The sequence below is a fragment of the Acinetobacter sp. YH16031 genome, from assembly GCF_013417335.1.
In the GTDB taxonomy this organism is placed as follows: Bacteria; Pseudomonadota; Gammaproteobacteria; order Pseudomonadales; family Moraxellaceae; genus Acinetobacter.
This window is the reverse complement of sequence record NZ_VPED01000023.1, coordinates 17,515-34,051: the sequence shown is the minus strand read 5'-3', so window position 1 is coordinate 34,051 and position 16,537 is coordinate 17,515. Positions and strand designations below refer to the sequence as shown.

16 protein-coding genes are annotated in these 16,537 nt (G+C 43.8%); 8 read left to right on the top strand and 8 right to left on the bottom strand.

What is annotated here, in order from left to right:
- Positions 1-70 precede the first annotated feature (70 nt).
- Both hpt and FTV31_RS10855 read left to right on the top strand, forming a co-directional pair.
- Entirely contained in the window at positions 71-598 is a 528-nt protein-coding gene (gene hpt / locus FTV31_RS10860; protein ID WP_004780337.1) for a hypoxanthine phosphoribosyltransferase, read from the top strand.
- Between the two features lie 175 nt (positions 599-773).
- On the top strand, positions 774-1,031 hold the full coding sequence (locus FTV31_RS10855) for a GlsB/YeaQ/YmgE family stress response membrane protein (RefSeq protein WP_034171345.1): 258 nt from the start codon (positions 774-776) through the stop codon (positions 1,029-1,031).
- 84 nt (positions 1,032-1,115) lie between these two features.
- On the opposite strand, the gene FTV31_RS10850 is transcribed toward FTV31_RS10855, so the two are convergent.
- Both FTV31_RS10850 and dmeF read right to left on the bottom strand, forming a co-directional pair.
- Complete coding sequence (locus FTV31_RS10850) at positions 1,116-1,814, bottom strand: DsbC family protein (protein ID WP_180014813.1); 699 nt, start codon at positions 1,812-1,814, stop codon at positions 1,116-1,118.
- A 136-nt stretch (positions 1,815-1,950) separates the two neighbouring features.
- On the bottom strand, positions 1,951-2,904 hold the full coding sequence (dmeF, locus tag FTV31_RS10845; RefSeq protein WP_180014811.1) for a CDF family Co(II)/Ni(II) efflux transporter DmeF: 954 nt from the start codon (positions 2,902-2,904) through the stop codon (positions 1,951-1,953).
- A gap of 56 nt (positions 2,905-2,960) precedes the next feature.
- Between dmeF and FTV31_RS10840 the strand changes: the two genes are divergently transcribed.
- Positions 2,961-3,224 carry a metal/formaldehyde-sensitive transcriptional repressor gene (locus FTV31_RS10840; RefSeq protein WP_180014809.1) on the top strand — a complete coding sequence of 88 codons (264 nt, stop codon included), beginning with the start codon at positions 2,961-2,963 and terminating at the stop codon, positions 3,222-3,224.
- Between the two features lie 172 nt (positions 3,225-3,396).
- Entirely contained in the window at positions 3,397-4,542 is a 1,146-nt protein-coding gene (locus FTV31_RS10835) for an MFS transporter (RefSeq protein ID WP_180014832.1), read from the top strand.
- A gap of 101 nt (positions 4,543-4,643) precedes the next feature.
- Here the strand turns inward: FTV31_RS10835 and FTV31_RS10830 are convergent, their stop codons facing one another.
- The 6 genes from FTV31_RS10830 to rpmH form a co-directional block, all read right to left on the bottom strand.
- Positions 4,644-4,790 carry a hypothetical protein gene (locus FTV31_RS10830; RefSeq protein WP_180014807.1) on the bottom strand — a complete coding sequence of 49 codons (147 nt, stop codon included), beginning with the start codon at positions 4,788-4,790 and terminating at the stop codon, positions 4,644-4,646.
- A gap of 566 nt (positions 4,791-5,356) precedes the next feature.
- Entirely contained in the window at positions 5,357-6,712 is a 1,356-nt protein-coding gene (gene mnmE, locus FTV31_RS10825; protein ID WP_180014805.1) for a tRNA uridine-5-carboxymethylaminomethyl(34) synthesis GTPase MnmE, read from the bottom strand.
- A 91-nt stretch (positions 6,713-6,803) separates the two neighbouring features.
- Positions 6,804-8,567, bottom strand: coding sequence for a membrane protein insertase YidC (yidC, locus tag FTV31_RS10820; RefSeq protein WP_180014803.1), 1,764 nt, complete (start codon positions 8,565-8,567; stop codon positions 6,804-6,806).
- Between the two features lie 5 nt (positions 8,568-8,572).
- Positions 8,573-8,893 (bottom strand): membrane protein insertion efficiency factor YidD, encoded by a 321-nt coding sequence (gene yidD, locus FTV31_RS10815; RefSeq protein ID WP_005233127.1) that lies wholly within the window; start codon positions 8,891-8,893, stop codon positions 8,573-8,575.
- A 9-nt stretch (positions 8,894-8,902) separates the two neighbouring features.
- Positions 8,903-9,298, bottom strand: a complete 396-nt coding sequence (rnpA, locus tag FTV31_RS10810) for a ribonuclease P protein component (RefSeq protein WP_180014800.1) — start codon at positions 9,296-9,298, stop codon at positions 8,903-8,905.
- Between the two features lie 29 nt (positions 9,299-9,327).
- Positions 9,328-9,462 carry a 50S ribosomal protein L34 gene (gene rpmH / locus FTV31_RS10805; protein WP_000831329.1) on the bottom strand — a complete coding sequence of 45 codons (135 nt, stop codon included), beginning with the start codon at positions 9,460-9,462 and terminating at the stop codon, positions 9,328-9,330.
- A gap of 659 nt (positions 9,463-10,121) precedes the next feature.
- Here rpmH and dnaA point away from each other — a divergent pair.
- The 4 genes from dnaA to gyrB all read left to right on the top strand — a co-directional run bounded on the left by dnaA (position 10,122) and on the right by gyrB (position 16,390).
- Positions 10,122-11,504, top strand: coding sequence for a chromosomal replication initiator protein DnaA (gene dnaA, locus FTV31_RS10800; RefSeq protein WP_004780349.1), 1,383 nt, complete (start codon positions 10,122-10,124; stop codon positions 11,502-11,504).
- A gap of 109 nt (positions 11,505-11,613) precedes the next feature.
- On the top strand, positions 11,614-12,762 hold the full coding sequence (dnaN, locus tag FTV31_RS10795; RefSeq protein ID WP_004780351.1) for a DNA polymerase III subunit beta: 1,149 nt from the start codon (positions 11,614-11,616) through the stop codon (positions 12,760-12,762).
- A 25-nt stretch (positions 12,763-12,787) separates the two neighbouring features.
- The gene (gene recF / locus FTV31_RS10790; protein ID WP_166139276.1) at positions 12,788-13,870 is read left to right on the top strand and encodes a DNA replication/repair protein RecF; all 1,083 of its coding nucleotides are present in this window, start codon (positions 12,788-12,790) and stop codon (positions 13,868-13,870) included.
- Positions 13,871-13,924: 54 nt separating this feature from the next.
- A complete protein-coding gene (gyrB, locus tag FTV31_RS10785; RefSeq protein ID WP_159124283.1) occupies positions 13,925-16,390 on the top strand; it encodes a DNA topoisomerase (ATP-hydrolyzing) subunit B in 2,466 nt (821 codons plus the stop codon).
- Positions 16,391-16,537: the final 147 nt, after the last annotated feature.

The window sequence follows — 16,537 nt, the reverse complement described above, 5'->3', positions numbered from 1 at the left end:
TGCTGCAATTCAGGTGTTGCAGGTCAACACCTTTTTTATTTTGCTATTTTTATTTTTTAGGTATCTACCCATGACCGTTCAAATGAGCGTAATGATTTCCGCTGAAGAAATTCAAGCTAAAGTCAAAGAGCTTGGTGCTAAAATCGATGCACACTATGCCAATAGTGACAAAGAGCTTGTACTTATCGGTTTGTTACGCGGTTCAGTGATTTTCATGGCAGACTTGTGTCGTGCCATTACCAAGCCACATGAACTCGACTTCATGACTGTATCCAGCTACGGCGGCGGTACGATTTCGAGCCGTGATGTCAAAATCCTGAAAGATCTGGACGGTGAAATCCGTGGTAAAGATGTGCTAGTGGTTGAAGATATTATTGACTCAGGTAATACCTTAAGCAAAGTCCTGGAAATCCTGCAAACCCGTCAGCCAAACTCAATTGAACTATGCACTTTGGTGAGCAAACCTTCACGTCGTGAAATCGAGCTGGAAGTAAAATTCTTGGGCTTTGAAGTCGAAGACAAGTTCATTGTTGGTTACGGTCTGGACTATGATCAAAAATACCGTCATATTCCATTTATTGGTGAAATCGGCCTTTAAGAACCGGTTTAAAAGAAGTGGCTTCGTGCCACTTTTTTTATTTCTTGAATCATTTCAGTAACACAGCAAACAAAAACGCAACAGCCCGTTGCAGGACATGACTTTTTTCAGTGCTTTTCTTGCCGCAAGATAAACATGACGCAAAAACAAAGACATGATAACAAGGAGTATGCTGATGTGGTCAATTATCGTTGCGATTGTGGTGGGTTTTATTGCGGGTCTGGTTGCACGCGCGATTCATCCTGGTGATGACAAGGCTGGATTCATTGTTACGACCCTGTTGGGGATTGCCGGTTCACTGGTTGCGACCTTTGCCGGGCGTATGCTGGGCTTGTATTCCCAAGATTCTGCCGCAGGCTTTATTGCCTCAGTGATTGGTGCTGTAGTCATCCTATTTATCTATAATATGGTGACCAAACGCAAACGAATCTAAGCCCTGCTTAGAATAAGTTTCTTTCATAAAAAAAGAGCACTGGTTTAAGTGCTCTTTTTTTATTTATTGAGTATAGTCAGAATTTTACAGGCCGAATTCTTTGAAACCTTGTTCAATCTGTTCTGCTGGCTGAGCGCCCATGACTTTAAAACCATTCGAGAAAATAATCGCTGGTGTGCCATTTACACCGAGTGATTGTGCCAGCTGTTTATTACGTTCAATCGGGTTGGCACAGCTCTTTTTCGATTTAGGCTGTATGCCTTGACCAATCAGGTCTTCCCAAGCCTGGGCCGGATTTTTTTCACAATAAACCTGTTTAGATGGCGCAATTGACTGCTGTTTTAAAGGCAGGATAAAGGTATAAATGGTGACGTCTTCAAGTTTTTTCAGCTCTACTTCAAGCTGTTTACAATACGGGCAATTTGGGTCAGAAAAGATGGCAAGCTGACGTTTTCCTGTCCCTCTGACTGATTTAATCGCATCCTGAAGCGGTAACTTTTTCCAGTCGACACTGTTTTGTTTGAGTAATAAATCCTGAGTCAGATTATGCTGGTCCTGGATCCGGAACATTGAACCGGCTAGGAGATGCTGGGCATCTTCATTCAGATAGACAATCTGTCCCTGCATGGAACCGCTATAAATTCCTTTCATTTCGGTAGGCTGAATATTTTCAATTTTCAGGTTGGGACTGTTTTTTGCCAGATTGGCTTTAACTGTATCCACATTGGCAAAGCTAAGGCTAGGGAAGAGGGTCAAAGCCAGCAGCATATTTCTTATTTGCATGAATGTCCTGCTCAGGTCCAAGTTAAATGTGTTTTGATTCTAGTCTTTTTAAAAAGAAAATTCTGACTATTTTATGTAGCCTGATGTTCAAATCGAACTGATCAATCAGTTATGTTTCACGTGGAACATTGACCCCTTAATGCTGATTGACTTCTACCGAGATATGCACGATTTCTTCATGAATAGAGATCGCCTCACGGATTTGATCGGCACTAATGGGGATTCCCGTTTGAACGGCAACAAAACAGGAAAATTTACCTTTACCGACTCTCGATACATGCAGGTCAGTTAAATGCAGATCATTCCCATATTCAGCAATGACTTCACGTATTTCTTCGACCACTGGGGCATCCATATCGGCATCCAGTAAAGTCTTGGCACTTTGCTTTAGCAGGCCAATCGCCCAGCGTGCAATCAGGATTGAGCCGACCAGTCCCAGTACTGCATCGAGAAAATCCCAGCCCATATATTTTCCAGCAATCAAAGCAATAATCGCCAGAACAGAAGTTACAGCATCAGCAACCACATGCAGAAAGGCCGCTTTATGGTTCAAGTCATGATGACCATGATTATTATCATGCTCGTGATGGGAATGCCCATGATGATGATCATGGTGATGGTGATGGTGATGGTGATGGTGCCCATCATCATGCAGCAACCAGGCACAGGCCAGATTAATCAATAGTCCTAAAATCGCGATTGGAATGGCTTCGTTATAATGAATCTGAACTGGCGAAAATAGACGTTCTACTGAATGAATCGCCATAAAACCGGCTACCACAAGCAATAAAATTGCACTGCTATAACTGGCCAGAATTTCAATCCGCCAGGTGCCCATATTAAAGCGGGGATCATTCGTATAATGGCGGGCAGCTTTATAGGCAAAGTAAGCCAGCCCCAAGGCCAATACATGCGAGCCCATATGCCAGCCATCGGCAAGCAAAGCCATTGACTGGAAGATCCATCCCCCTAATACTTCCAGCACCATCATGACGGCGGTCAGAATCGTGGCAAACAGAATCTTTTTCTGTGCGAGTGGATTACCTTCATCAAATTGATGGCTGTGCGAATTGGCGTTATGTTTTTGCATAAAAGGGAACTGATATTAATACTCCCCCTTAGTATATTTATTTTTGGAGATTTGTGGTGAGTCATGTACATGATGATAAAAAAATATTAAACCGGGTACGGCGCTTGCAAGGTCAGATGAACGCCGTAGAGCAGTCTCTCCAGAATCCTGAGACAGGCTGTATTCAGGTCTTGCAACAGGTTGCAGCCGTTAAAGGTGCTATAAACGGTTTGATGAATGAGTTGATCGAGACCCATTTAAGAGAGCATGTCATTGGAGAAGCTGCGGTTAATGAAGAAGAAATGGCTGAGTTTTTAAAATTATTAAAGCGTTATGGCTAATTGTTTAGTTCAATATTTTTGTTTTCTTTACAGCAAGATAATTGACCGCTTTTTCATCTAACCGATACACTGCCACCCATTCGCTTCTTTCTTTCACATCATTCTTTTTAAAATGTGGTGAAACTTTTACGGCAGCTACATGACAGAAAATATCTCATGGCGACCTTTCGCCATGGTCAGTCTTGCATTGATTATGGGTACCATCGGTACAGCACTGGCAAGTCCGCTTTATCCCATTTATCAACAGATCTGGCATTTATCCCCAAGCCAGATTACCTATATTTTTGTCGCCTATATGTTTGGCTGTCTGGGTACCTTGTTATTCCTGGGACGTACCAGCAACACGATTGGTTTCTTAAGAACCCTGCAAATTGGCCTGGTATTTATTAGCATCGGCTTGGTCATTTCAGTTTTTGCCGAGAATGCGCTGATTTTGTCGTTGGGTCGTTTTATCATTGGTATTGCTTCAGGTCTGATGACCACTTCAGCAATGCTAGGCATGATGCAAACCATTCCAGAGACTCATAAGCAGCTTGCACCACAACTGGTATCGATTCTGACGGCTATAGGTTTTGGTTTGGGGCCGTTTGTGGGTGGGGTAATTGCGCAGTTTTCTCAAGCTCCATTAATTACTCCATACCTCCCAATTATTCTTGGGGCAGTGCTGTGTTTTGTCGGATTATTCTGGCTAAAAACCCCTGCTTTTGAACGTCAGCCTTTTAGTATTGCACCGAAATTACTGCGTCCTGAACCTCAGTATCATGCTGTGTTCATGATTGTGGGATTAACTGCATTTAATGCCTTTGCTGCTTTCAGTTTATTTGCTTCACTGTCACCGTCTTTTGTGCAGGATATCTTGCCTTGGCATGGTCCTTTGGTCAGCGGTACCGCCATTACCTGTATTCTGCTGATTTCTGCTGTGGTGCAGTTCTTTGCTAAAGCTGTTCCTGCAAAGAAATGTCTGAATATTGGCTTGATGATTATGCTGGTGAGCCTGGTTAGTCTTGCGCTCTGTATGATCCTTAAAGCAAGTATCTTGTTCTTCGCCAGTGATATCCTATTCGGGATTGGACATGGTTTTGCCTTAATGGGCGCATTCGGTGTGATTCATGCGATCACAACCTTGCAAAACCGTGCAGCCGTGATGTCGACTTACCTGTTTATAGGCTATTTGGGCACGATTGTGCCGATTATCGCGGTAGGTTATCTGGCTGATCACTTCGGCTTAGGATTTGCCGTGATCAGCTTCTGTGTAGCGATCAGTGCACTCTGTCTAATCTTGTGGTTATGGCATCAAAAACTACAGGTAAAAGCCTAATAAAAAAGCCCTCATTTGAGGGCTTTTATTAAACTATCTTCTAAAACAACTCTAGTTGATAAAAGTTTTCTATTTCTCGCATTTGCTTTCTAAGCAATGGTTTAAGTTGTTGCCCATAAAGTTTCAAATGCCGCCCCTGACATACTGGCAATTTCACTCGCATAGGCATAATCCCTACATAACTGCTCATACATCAACTTCAAAGATTTTGAATCAAACATTGGGTTTTGAATCACATGCTTTTGCATAAATTTTTCCTAAAATTTACTTTCAACAAAAGCAACGTGAATGAAGTATTCCAAAATTCAAGACAAAACTCCTCTAAAGCTCAATAAGGATACGAGTAGAAAATGTATTTACTGACGTTATAGAAAAGTCTATATTGATTTCTTAATACAAAGCTTTGGTTTTCATTCTAGTCGCTCTAGTTGTTTTCCATTGTTTGGGGATGTTTGCAGACATCCCACCTTAAAATGCTCAGCCCCACGCTGGGCATTTTATTTTTAAAAATAAAAAAAGTTTATGTTTCAGGATCTCGACCTAAAGTACCAAAAAGATTGACCTTATTAACGCCATGCATCAGACGTATACTTCCTATTTATTTCTATAAATTACTTTAAAAGAGTTATGCACAAATGCCTACCTGTTTACCTAACAAGTGCGTTAATTGTTGTCGCGAAATATCATCAAAAGTTCATAAAAATATTTATCAGCCAGTTACTTATAAATCTTCGAATGACAATCCAAGGCTAAAATATAAATCCACAAGATATAAAAAAAGCATCTGAAGATGCTTTTTTAAATACGTTTAGTCTTATTTACCAATACAGAATGATCCAAAGATCTTACCCAGCAAATCATCCGCACTAAAGTCACCGGTAATCTCGCCCAGTGCGTTCTGTGCCAGACGTAAAGACTCTGCGACCAGTTCACCTGCGTTATAAACAACAAGTTGTTCACGGGCTTCAGCCAAATACATCTGAGTGCGCTTCATTGCGTCTAAATGGCGGGTACGGGCAATAAAGGTATCTTCTTCAGGCTGGAAGCCTGCATGCGCCGTAATCGCATCTATGAGCGACTGGACGCCAGTTTCTTGCTTGGCTGAAACGGTAATGTGACGGAAGCCCTTAAAATCCCCCATGACAGCATCGGCACCGGTCAAATCGGCTTTATTCCCAATCAGGATCAGACGTTTTGGCTCGAGATGCTCGGCAAAATATTCTTGAGCGAGTTGTAATGGGTCATCACCTTGGCTCAGGTCATAAACCAGCAACAGCAGATCGGCCTGTTCAATTTCTTTAATCGCGCGGCGAATACCTTCTTTTTCCACGATATCGCCGGTTTCACGCAGACCAGCAGTATCGGTCAGGGTAATCGGCAGGCCATTCAATGTGATCTTTTCATGCAGCACATCACGGGTTGTTCCGGCAATATCGGTCACAATCGCACGTTCATTGCCTGCTAGGGCATTGAGCAGGGATGATTTACCTGCATTCGGTTTACCGGCAATTACCACCTGTAAGCCTTCACGCAGTAACTGACCCTGACGTGCAGATTGCTGAACCTGAGTGACGGCATTCGCCACACCATCCAGCAGATTTAAAATCTTGCCATCCGCCAGAAAGTCAATTTCTTCTTCCGGGAAATCGATCGCCGCTTCGACATGCAAACGCAAGTGAATCAACTGTTCTAATACCGTATTGACCTTAGTCGAGAATGCCCCTTGCAGCGAACGGACTGCAGACCGGGCAGCCGCTTGGGAGGTCGCATCAATCAGATCTGCAATCGCTTCCGCCTGCACCAGATCCAGCTTGCCATTCTCAAAGGCACGCATAGAAAATTCACCAGCTTTGGCCGCAATTGCACCTAGTTCCAGTAAGCGGCCCAGCAGGGCATTTTGAATCACCGGGCCACCATGGCCTTGCAGCTCCACCACATCTTCACCGGTAAAGGAATTCGGATTTGGGAAACAGATTACTAGACCTTCATCCATCACTTCACCAACTGCATCATAGAACTGGCGAAACCCGGCAAAACGGGCTTTGGGCAAATCTTTTTGACTCAAAGCCTGGGCAATTTCATAAGACTTGGGACCCGACAGGCGAATGACACCTACACCGCCACGTCCTGGGGGAGTTGCAATCGCAGCAATCGTAGTTCGGTCGAGCATAACATTCACCTAGAAAAAACTTAAAAATACAGCAAAAAAATCCGCTCAAGATTACCATCTTAAGCGGATTTATTCAGCCCATCAGTACAACTTAGTTGACTGATGTTGCCTCATCGCGTTTAGCACGGTCTTTGGCAACAGACTTGTTGATCAGTGTTTGCTGCAAGATCGTGATCAAGTTGTTCACAATCCAGTACAACACCAGACCTGCCGGGAAGAACAGCAAGAATACTGTAAAGATCACTGGCATAATCTTGAATACTTTCGCCTGCATTGGATCAGTTGGCTGCGGATTCAGCATCTGCTGAATATACATGGTCGCACCCATGATCAATGGCAGGATGAACCAAGGATCCATTGAAGATAAATCTTGAATCCAGAACATCCATGGTGCATGACGCAGTTCTACAGATTCCATCAACACCCAGTACAGTGCCAGGAAGATTGGCATTTGCAGTAGCAGTGGTAAACAACCAGCAAGTGGATTCACCTGCTCACGTTTGTACAGTGCCATCATTTCCTGAGAGAAGCGCATACGGTCTTCACCGAACTCTTCTTTCATGCGTTGCATTTCAGGTGCAATCACACGCATTTTCGCCATAGAGCGGTAGCTCTTCGATGACAATGGCCACAGGATCAGTTTCACCAGTACGGTTAATAGGATGATTGCCCAACCCCAGTTACCCACTAGACCGTGGAAGAACTCAAGACCAACAAACAGCAGTTTGGCAATTGGCCATAACCAGCCATAGTCTACAGTCTGGTTCAGACCAGTCGCTAAATCTTTCAGCTCTGATTGAACTTTTGGACCTGAATAGAAAGTCGCATCGATTTCAGCTACGGTACCTGCAGGCACATTGAAAGTTGGAGAAGTAAAACCAATGATATTCATGTTATCAGTTGATTTGCGTGATTCCAGCTTCGCGCTGTAAGCTTCACCATTGGCTTGAGTCAGCTTCAGGTTACCTGGCACCCAGGCACTCACAAAGTAGTGCTGAACCATGGCAACCCAGCCACCTTTGGCTTCGGTATTCAGTTTTTCTTCAACAAAGTTGTCAAATTTTAACTTGTTGTAGTTTTCATCCGGTGTACCCCAAGCGCCGCCCAGGAATGTTCCCAGTGTGAAGATCCCCTGATCAGATTTACCTGGATCTTCAGAGTTGTCACGTTTGATCTGACCGAACATCTGACCTTGCCAGGTCTGGCCGCTGCGGTTGACCACTTTGTGATTCACAACTACCGGATATTCACCTTCAGTAAAGTTGAAGGTTTTAATGACTTCTACACCATCAGCCGTTTTAAAGACCATAGGTACAGAAAGTACTTTGACTGTTTCGCCATCTTTATTTTTAGCGGCTTTGGCATCTGCCAGTGTATAAGCCGTTTTTTCCAGCTCATAAGTTGGACGGCCATTACGGCTGCTGTCCGGTCCATTCAGACCGATCAGACCCGACTGAGCGACATAAGTCCGTTTCGCATCGCTTTCCAGCATAACGAATGGTTCATCGCTGTCTTTATTCTTGTCATGATTGAGTAATTCAACACGAACAATATCACCACCTTTAGGATTGATCCAAAGATGATAAAGGTCAGTTTGTACTGAAATAAGCTGCTGACTTACAGGTGCGGTGGCATCCGTTGCTTGCTGCGCTGGCATATTTGCTTGTGGCAGATCAGAGGCGGTCGTCGCCGTCTGAGCATTTGGCAAATCTGCAGATACTTCATGTGAAACAACCGCAGCTTCTTGCTGTGGTTTGGTTTCAGCATTGCCATAATCTTTTTGCCACGCCAAAATGAGCAAATATGCGACAACAAACATGGCTCCGAGAATTGCAATCCTGGCCCATTGTTGCATATGTATTACCCCAAGTGGTTAGAGTGATTTTGGTTCAATAAACGATCACGAAAGGGTACAGCAACGTGAAGCGTTTGAGAATCTATTTGCTGAAATGAAATAAAACGAATCGCTTTCGGGGGAACCGGATCATATCCAGACCCACCCCACGGATGACAACGGCAAATACGCTTAGTAGCCAGCCACACACCACGTACAGCTCCATGTGTATGGACTGCTTCCAAGGAATATTGAGAACATGTTGGAATATAACGACAGCGTGGTCCCAATAAAGGACTAATCGCAATCTGATAGAAACGTATTAACCAATGCAGTAAACGTACCATTGGCCATCTCTACTTTTGTGGGGAGGATGATGCTATTTTGGAATGCTTTTTGGCAAGACGGTTGAGTTTTTGCCAGGCAAATTGTAATTGCTGATGCAACTCTGCGTTCGGCACTGTTTCTATACCTACTTTAGGCATAATCACAATATCCAAATCATCTAGTTGCTGTTGATGCAGGCGAAAACTTTCGCGAGCAAGTCGTTTTACTCGATTTCGTTCGTGCGCACGGCGCACTTTTTTCTTGGCAACAACTAAACCCAAACGGCTGTTTGGCAGTTCGGAATGTTTTGCAAGAAAAAGGAAATGGGGTTGATGCACTTTAAAAAGCGCACCATCAAAGACTCCTTTATAATCTGCAGCACAGCGTAAACGAAGCTCTGTACCAAAACTATAAAGTGTAGTCATAACACCCAAAATCGGCAAAGCCTAACTGATTAAACAGTTAAGCTGTGACGACCTTTTGCACGACGGCGAGCTAGAACTTGACGACCAGCTTTAGTAGCCATACGAGCACGGAAACCATGAACGCGTTTACGCTTTAATTCAGATGGTTGGAATGTACGTTTCATATTGAAACTCCAAAAATGATCTTTCTATAAAGGTCCGCGATTTTAGTGCTCATTGCTTGAGCTGTCAATGCAAAAGCCACTTTCTTTTCAAATAAGACTGAAATCAAAATTGTAAATAGGGATTAAAAAAATTGTATTCAAATACTTATATATAAGTTAACCACAATATAACTATTTGTTTTAAAATTAAATATAAGTTATTAACACTTATATCAACATAGTTATCCACAACTTATGTGAAATCTAAATTTAACTCCTGAGTTTTGAATTTAAATTTAAACTTTTCTCAGTTATCCACAAAAGAATCGAATCTTATAAATAAATTCAAATTTATAAATTTAAATTTATTACTATTAGGGCGGACTTTTTCTGTGGAAAAGCTAATTTTGTATTAAATAAACAAAAACTTAGTTTGTGGATAAAACTGTTTTTATTAATTTTATACTTTGTGGATAACTTTGTGCTATATTTTATCCACAGCTTGCGGATAAACTTATCCACACCAGCTTTTTAAATTTAAATTTATCCGCCATGACTGCTTTTTGCGCAAAATCTGTGGAAATTGCCATGACAGATGTGGATAACTTGGTTAGAATGGCGACCCGCTTTGGTCGCGGTCAGCCTTTTTTGATTAACAATGGAATGAATAGGGGATTCACATGCTTTGGACAGACTGCTTAAATCGCTTGCGACAAGAGCTCTCTGGAAATGTCTTTACAATGTGGATTCGCCCATTGGTTGCGGAAGAGCTGGACGATACCCTGCGTCTTTATGCACCTAATCCGTATTGGACGCGCTACATTCAAGAGCATCATCTGGAACTGATTTCGATTTTGGCCGAACAGCTGTCTGAAGGTCGTGTACGTAAAGTGGAAATTCTGGTGGATTCACGTCCGGGTGCAATTTTATCTGCCAGTGAACAGCCAGCGACGACAACAGCGGCTTTGGAATCTGCGCCTGTGGTTGCGCCAGCGCCGCGTCCTAAGAAAGAAAAAGAAGATTCAGGCAAAAATAGCCGTAAACGTCAGCTGAACCCTTTATTTACCTTCTCGTTATTTGTTGAAGGCCGTTCTAACCAGATGGCGGCTGAAACCTGCCGTAAGGTGTTAACCCAACTTGGGGCTTCACAGCATAACCCGCTATTTTTATATGGTCCGACTGGTCTGGGTAAAACCCACTTGATGCAGGCCGTCGGAAATGCATTATTACAGGCAAAACCCAATGCCCGCGTGATGTATATGACTGCAGAAAGCTTTGTGCAGGATTTTGTCAGTTCCCTACAACAGGGCAAGGTTGAAGAGTTTAAGAAAAACTGCCGTTCACTGGATCTTTTGCTGGTTGATGATATTCATTTGCTGGCAGGTAAAGAAGCCAGTCTGGTGGAGTTCTTCTATACCTTTAACGCGTTGCTGGATGAATCGAAGCAAATTATTCTCACCTCGGATCGTTATCCTAAAGAATTGACCGAACTGGATCCACGTCTGGTTTCACGTTTTTCCTGGGGACTTTCTGTGGGTGTGGAACCACCCGATATTGAAACTCGCATTGAAATCTTGCTGAAAAAAGCTGAAAACACTGGTGTAGACTTACCACGTAACTGTGCGCTATTTATCGCCCAACAAGTGGTAGCGAACGTCCGTGAACTTGAAGGTGCGCTTAATAAAGTGGTGGCGATCTCGCGTTTTAAAGGAACGCCGATTGATCTGGATGTGGTACGTGAGTCTTTGAAAGATGTCCTCGCAATTCGTGCCCGTACCATCAGCACTGAAAATATCCAGCGTGTAGTGAGTGAGTATTTTCGCATTCCACTTAAAGAGCTGGTAGGTCCAAAACGTACCCGTATTTATGCGCGTCCACGTCAGCTTGCAATGGGTCTGGCACGTGAACTGACTGGAGACAGTTTCCCGGAAATTGGTATGGCTTTTGGTGGTAGAGATCACAGTACAGTCATGCATGCCTGCGAAAAAGTACAGAGCTTGCGTGAAGAAGATCCGATCTTCAATGAGGACTATAAAAACCTGCAACGCCTGTTGCAGAGTTGACCTAAAACGCTCAAATTCTGTTCTTGCTATGCGGCCTGTTTTGCCGCATAGTTAACTGCTAAAAATTCAACTTTTATCTTATTAATCTTCAGCTTTAGAGGAATGTACCGTGCGTTTAAAAATCGCGAAAGAAAGCTTACTGAATGTTCTCTCACATGTCGTAGGAGCGGTTGAACGTCGCCATACCTTAAATATTCTTTCAAACCTGAAAATCCAGGTGACTGCTGAAGCTTTGACCGTCACCGGTTCGGATCTGGAAGTGGAACTGGTTGCCAGCACACAGTTGGCTGAAGGTGCATGCCTGCAAGCCGGTGAAACCACTGTTCCAGCACGTAAGCTGATTGATATCTGTAAATCTTTGCCATCAGCAGCCCTGATCGACCTGCAAATTACCGATGACCAGCGTTGTATCTTGAAATCTGGAAATAGTCGTTTTGTGCTCGGTACTTTGCCTGCAGATGACTATCCATTACTGAATACTGAAAATACCCAAGGCACACAAGTGACTGTGACTCAACGCGAATTAAAGCGTCTGTTTGAAAAAACGGCTTTCGCAATGGCAGTGCAGGACGTACGTTTCTACCTGACCGGTACTTTACTTGAAATTGATGCCAATCAGCTTCGTGCGGTAACGACAGATGGTCACCGTCTGGCACTGTGTGAAACAGCAGCACAATCGACTGCAACTCAACCGATTCAAGCTATTGTTCCACGTAAGGCAGTCGCTGAATTGCAACGTTTATTAAGCGTTGAAGATGAGCAGCTTTCTTTACTGATTGGCCGTGAATTGTTGAATGTGACCATTCGTATGGCCAGTCGTGATAAAGAACAGGCCGATATCACAGTTCGTTTCACCACGAAACTGATTGACGGTAAATTCCCAGATTACCGCCGTGTGATTCCACGTGGTGGCGACAAGAATGTGATTATTGCGCATGACGTGTTCAAGCAATCTTTACAACGCGTGGCTATTTTGAGTAATGAAAAACTACGTGGCGTATTCCTGAACTTTAATGCCGGTTCATTACAACTTCGTGCCAATAACCCGGAACAGGATGAGGCGATTGAAGATCTGGCGATCCAGTATGCAGATGCACCACTGGAAATGTCATTCAATGCGCAATATCTGATTGAAGTCCTAGGTGTGCTGGACGGTGAAGATGTATCTATGACCATGACTGAAGCGAATCAGTCTGTACTGGTTCAGGATCCATCTCATACCGATCAGACCTATGTCGTGATGCCAATGCGTGTCTAAGCGACAGCTGAGCTAAGCCAACGCTATGCATATTACGCGTCTTCATATTGAACGTGTACGAAACTTAAAAACGGTTGCACTCCAGGGATTGCAACCGTTTAATGTTTTTTATGGCCAGAATGGTTCAGGCAAGACTTCAGTACTGGAAGCCATTCATTTACTGGCCACAGGACGTTCCTTTCGTACCCATATCCCGAAAAATTACATTCAGCATGGCGCCTCGGATGCGATTGTGTTCGCCCAATCGGAAACTGAAAAAGTCGGCATGCAAAAAATGGCCAGCGGGGAACAGCTGATTAAGGTCAATGGTGATGCGATTGCGACTCAAGGCCAGCTTGCCAAAATGTTACCCTTACAACTGCTTGATCCACAAAGTACCGATATTATCGATCATGGTGCCAAACCACGTCGTCAACTATTGGACTGGTTAATGTTCCACGTGGAACCAGAGTTTTATCATGCCTGGCAATATTATTCACGGGCCCTAAAACAGCGGAACAGTCTGCTTAAATCCAAACGTTTTCTAAGTTTGTCTGATCTGGAACCGTGGAACCAGATGCTGAGTGAATATGGTGAGATTTTGCACTCCCAACGTGTCGGCATCGTGGAACAGTGGAAGCCATTTTTTGAGGATGATCTCAAGCATCTATTACCGGATCTGGAGATTTCTCTGGAATACAGTCCTGGCTTTCACAGCGAAAACGGCCTGCTGAATGACCTAACTAATCATCATGACAAAGATGTGGAACGACGCTATACCGAATATGGTCCACATCGCGCGGATTTGCGTCTCAAGACCCCTTTAGGCGATGCTGATGTAATCCTATCCCGCGGACAAAAAAAGCTTTTAATGATGGCACTTAAACTGTCGCAAATCGCAATGCTGCATTCTTGTAATAAGGAAACTGTGGTATTATTAGATGATGTGACAGCAGAATTAGATTTAACCGCACAACAACGTTTAATTGAGCGATTGAGCCAGCTTGGTAGTCAAGTTTTTATTACCACTTTAGACCATGAATCAGTACAAAAGCACCTACATGATCTGTCTATCTCATATCAGTTATTCAATGTTGAAAACGGTACAGTTCAAGTTGTTGTGCAATAGTTTTTAAATTTTTACCTATCTTTGGATAAACCTATATTTCACTAGGGAGAAACCATGAGTTCAGAAGATCAAGCTGCTTCTCAAACAGAACAAACCACTGAAAAAGCTTATGATTCCTCTAGCATCAAGGTATTACGTGGTTTAGACGCAGTACGTAAGCGTCCAGGCATGTACATTGGTGATACAGACGATGGTACCGGCTTACACCACATGGTCTTCGAGGTCGTAGATAACTCGATTGATGAAGCGCTGGCAGGTCACTGTGATGAAATTTTAGTGACTATTCATGAAGATGAATCAGTTTCAGTATCAGACAATGGCCGTGGTATTCCGACCGACATTCACCCTGAAGAAGGCGTGTCTGCTGCAGAAGTGATTCTAACCATTCTGCATGCTGGCGGTAAGTTTGATGATAACAGCTATAAGGTTTCTGGCGGTCTGCACGGTGTAGGTGTATCCGTAGTAAATGCGTTGTCAGAAAAACTGGAACTAACCATTCATCGTGCCGGTAAAATCCATGAACAGGAATACCGTCATGGTGATCCACAATTCCCGTTAAAAGTAGTAGGTGAGACCGATAAGACCGGTACTCGCGTGCGTTTCTGGCCAAGTGCTGAAACCTTTAGTCAGACCATTTTTAATGTCGACATTCTGGCACGTCGTTTACGTGAACTGTCCTTCCTGAATGCAGGTGTACGAATCGTATTACGTGATGAACGTATCAATGCCGAATACATTTTTGACTATGAAGGCGGTTTGGCTGAGTTTGTTAAGTACATTAATCAGGGTAAAACCCACCTGAATGACATTTTCCATTTCACCACTCAGGCAGAAAACGGCATTGGTGTGGAAGTTGCACTGCAATGGAATGATTCTTATCAGGAAAATGTACGCTGCTTTACCAACAACATCCCGCAAAAGGATGGTGGTACTCACTTAGCCGGTTTCCGTGCAGCTCTGACCCGTGGTTTAAATAACTACATGGACAGTGAAAATATCCTGAAAAAAGAAAAAGTTGTGGTTTCAGGTGATGATGCGCGTGAAGGTCTGACTGCCATTGTGTCAGTAAAAGTGCCTGATCCGAAATTCTCTTCACAAACCAAAGAAAAACTGGTGTCGAGTGAAGTGAAATCTGCCGTCGAGCAGGCTATGAACAAGGCCTTCTCTGAATATCTGTTAGAGAATCCACAGGCGGCTAAATCAATTGCAGGCAAGATCATTGATGCAGCGCGTGCCCGTGATGCGGCGCGTAAAGCACGCGAAATGACTCGTCGTAAGAGTGCGCTCGATATCGCCGGTCTTCCAGGTAAACTGGCGGATTGCCAAGAGAAAGATCCAGCTTTATCTGAACTGTACCTGGTCGAAGGTGACTCTGCGGGCGGTTCTGCAAAACAGGGCCGTAACCGTAAGATGCAGGCAATTCTGCCGCTAAAAGGTAAGATCCTGAACGTGGAACGTGCCCGTTTTGACCGTATGATTTCTTCTGCAGAAGTGGGTACGCTGATTACAGCACTCGGCTGTGGTATTGGTCGTGAAGAATATAACCCGGACAAGCTTCGTTATCACAAAATCATCATCATGACCGATGCTGACGTGGATGGTTCACACATTCGTACATTGTTGCTGACTTTCTTCTTCCGTCAAATGCCGGAACTGGTCGAGCGTGGTCATATCTATATCGCGCAGCCACCGTTGTACAAGCTGAAAAAAGGCAAACAGGAACAGTACATCAAGGACAATGATGCACTGGAAACTTACCTGATTTCGAATGCGATTGATGAGCTGGAACTGCATATCAGTGCTGATGCCCCTGCGATTCGTGGTGAAGCTCTGGCCAATGTGATTACCGATTATCAAACTTCACAGAAGAGTCTGGCACGTTTAACTGTACGTTATCCTGCAAGCTTGCTGGATGCCTTGATTTCACTGGAAGCATTCAAGCTGGATCAGTTGGAAGATAAGGCTTATGTGGAAACTTGGGGTGAAGATCTGCGTGCTGCGATTGAAAAAATCCAGCCAAGTTTACGTCCTGAACTGAGTCTGGAACGTTTTGAAAAAGATGTTGATGGTCAGATGGTAGAAAGCTGGTTGCCACGGATTACGATTTATGTGCATAACTTGCCACATCACTATCTACTAGATGCTAGCCTGCTCAGCTCAAGTGAATATGCGCGTTTACTGAAAAATTCGAAAAGCTGGTTCACGCTGCTCGAAGAGGGTGCTTATTTACAGAAAGGTGAGCGCAAGATTCAGGTCAGCAGTTTCCATCAGGTTTGGCAGCACATTCTGCAAGACTCTCGCCGAGGCATGATGATCCAGCGTTATAAGGGTCTGGGTGAGATGAACGCAGACCAGCTGTGGGAAACCACGATGGATCCGGAAAACCGTAACATGCTACAAGTGACGGTACAGGATGCGATTGAAGCAGACCGCATGTTCTCTTGCCTGATGGGAGATGATGTGGAACCACGTCGTGCCTTCATTGAAGAAAATGCCTTGAATGCTGATATTGATACCTGATCTATCGGAATAAATCGAAACGAAAAAGTGCCTTTTAAGGCGCTTTTTTTACGTAAATTTTCTATTAATGCCAGATGAACTGTTTAGAATAATTTTAATCTAAGCAGTTTTTAGACCAATGATCCACTGATGCTAGGTTCTAAAAAA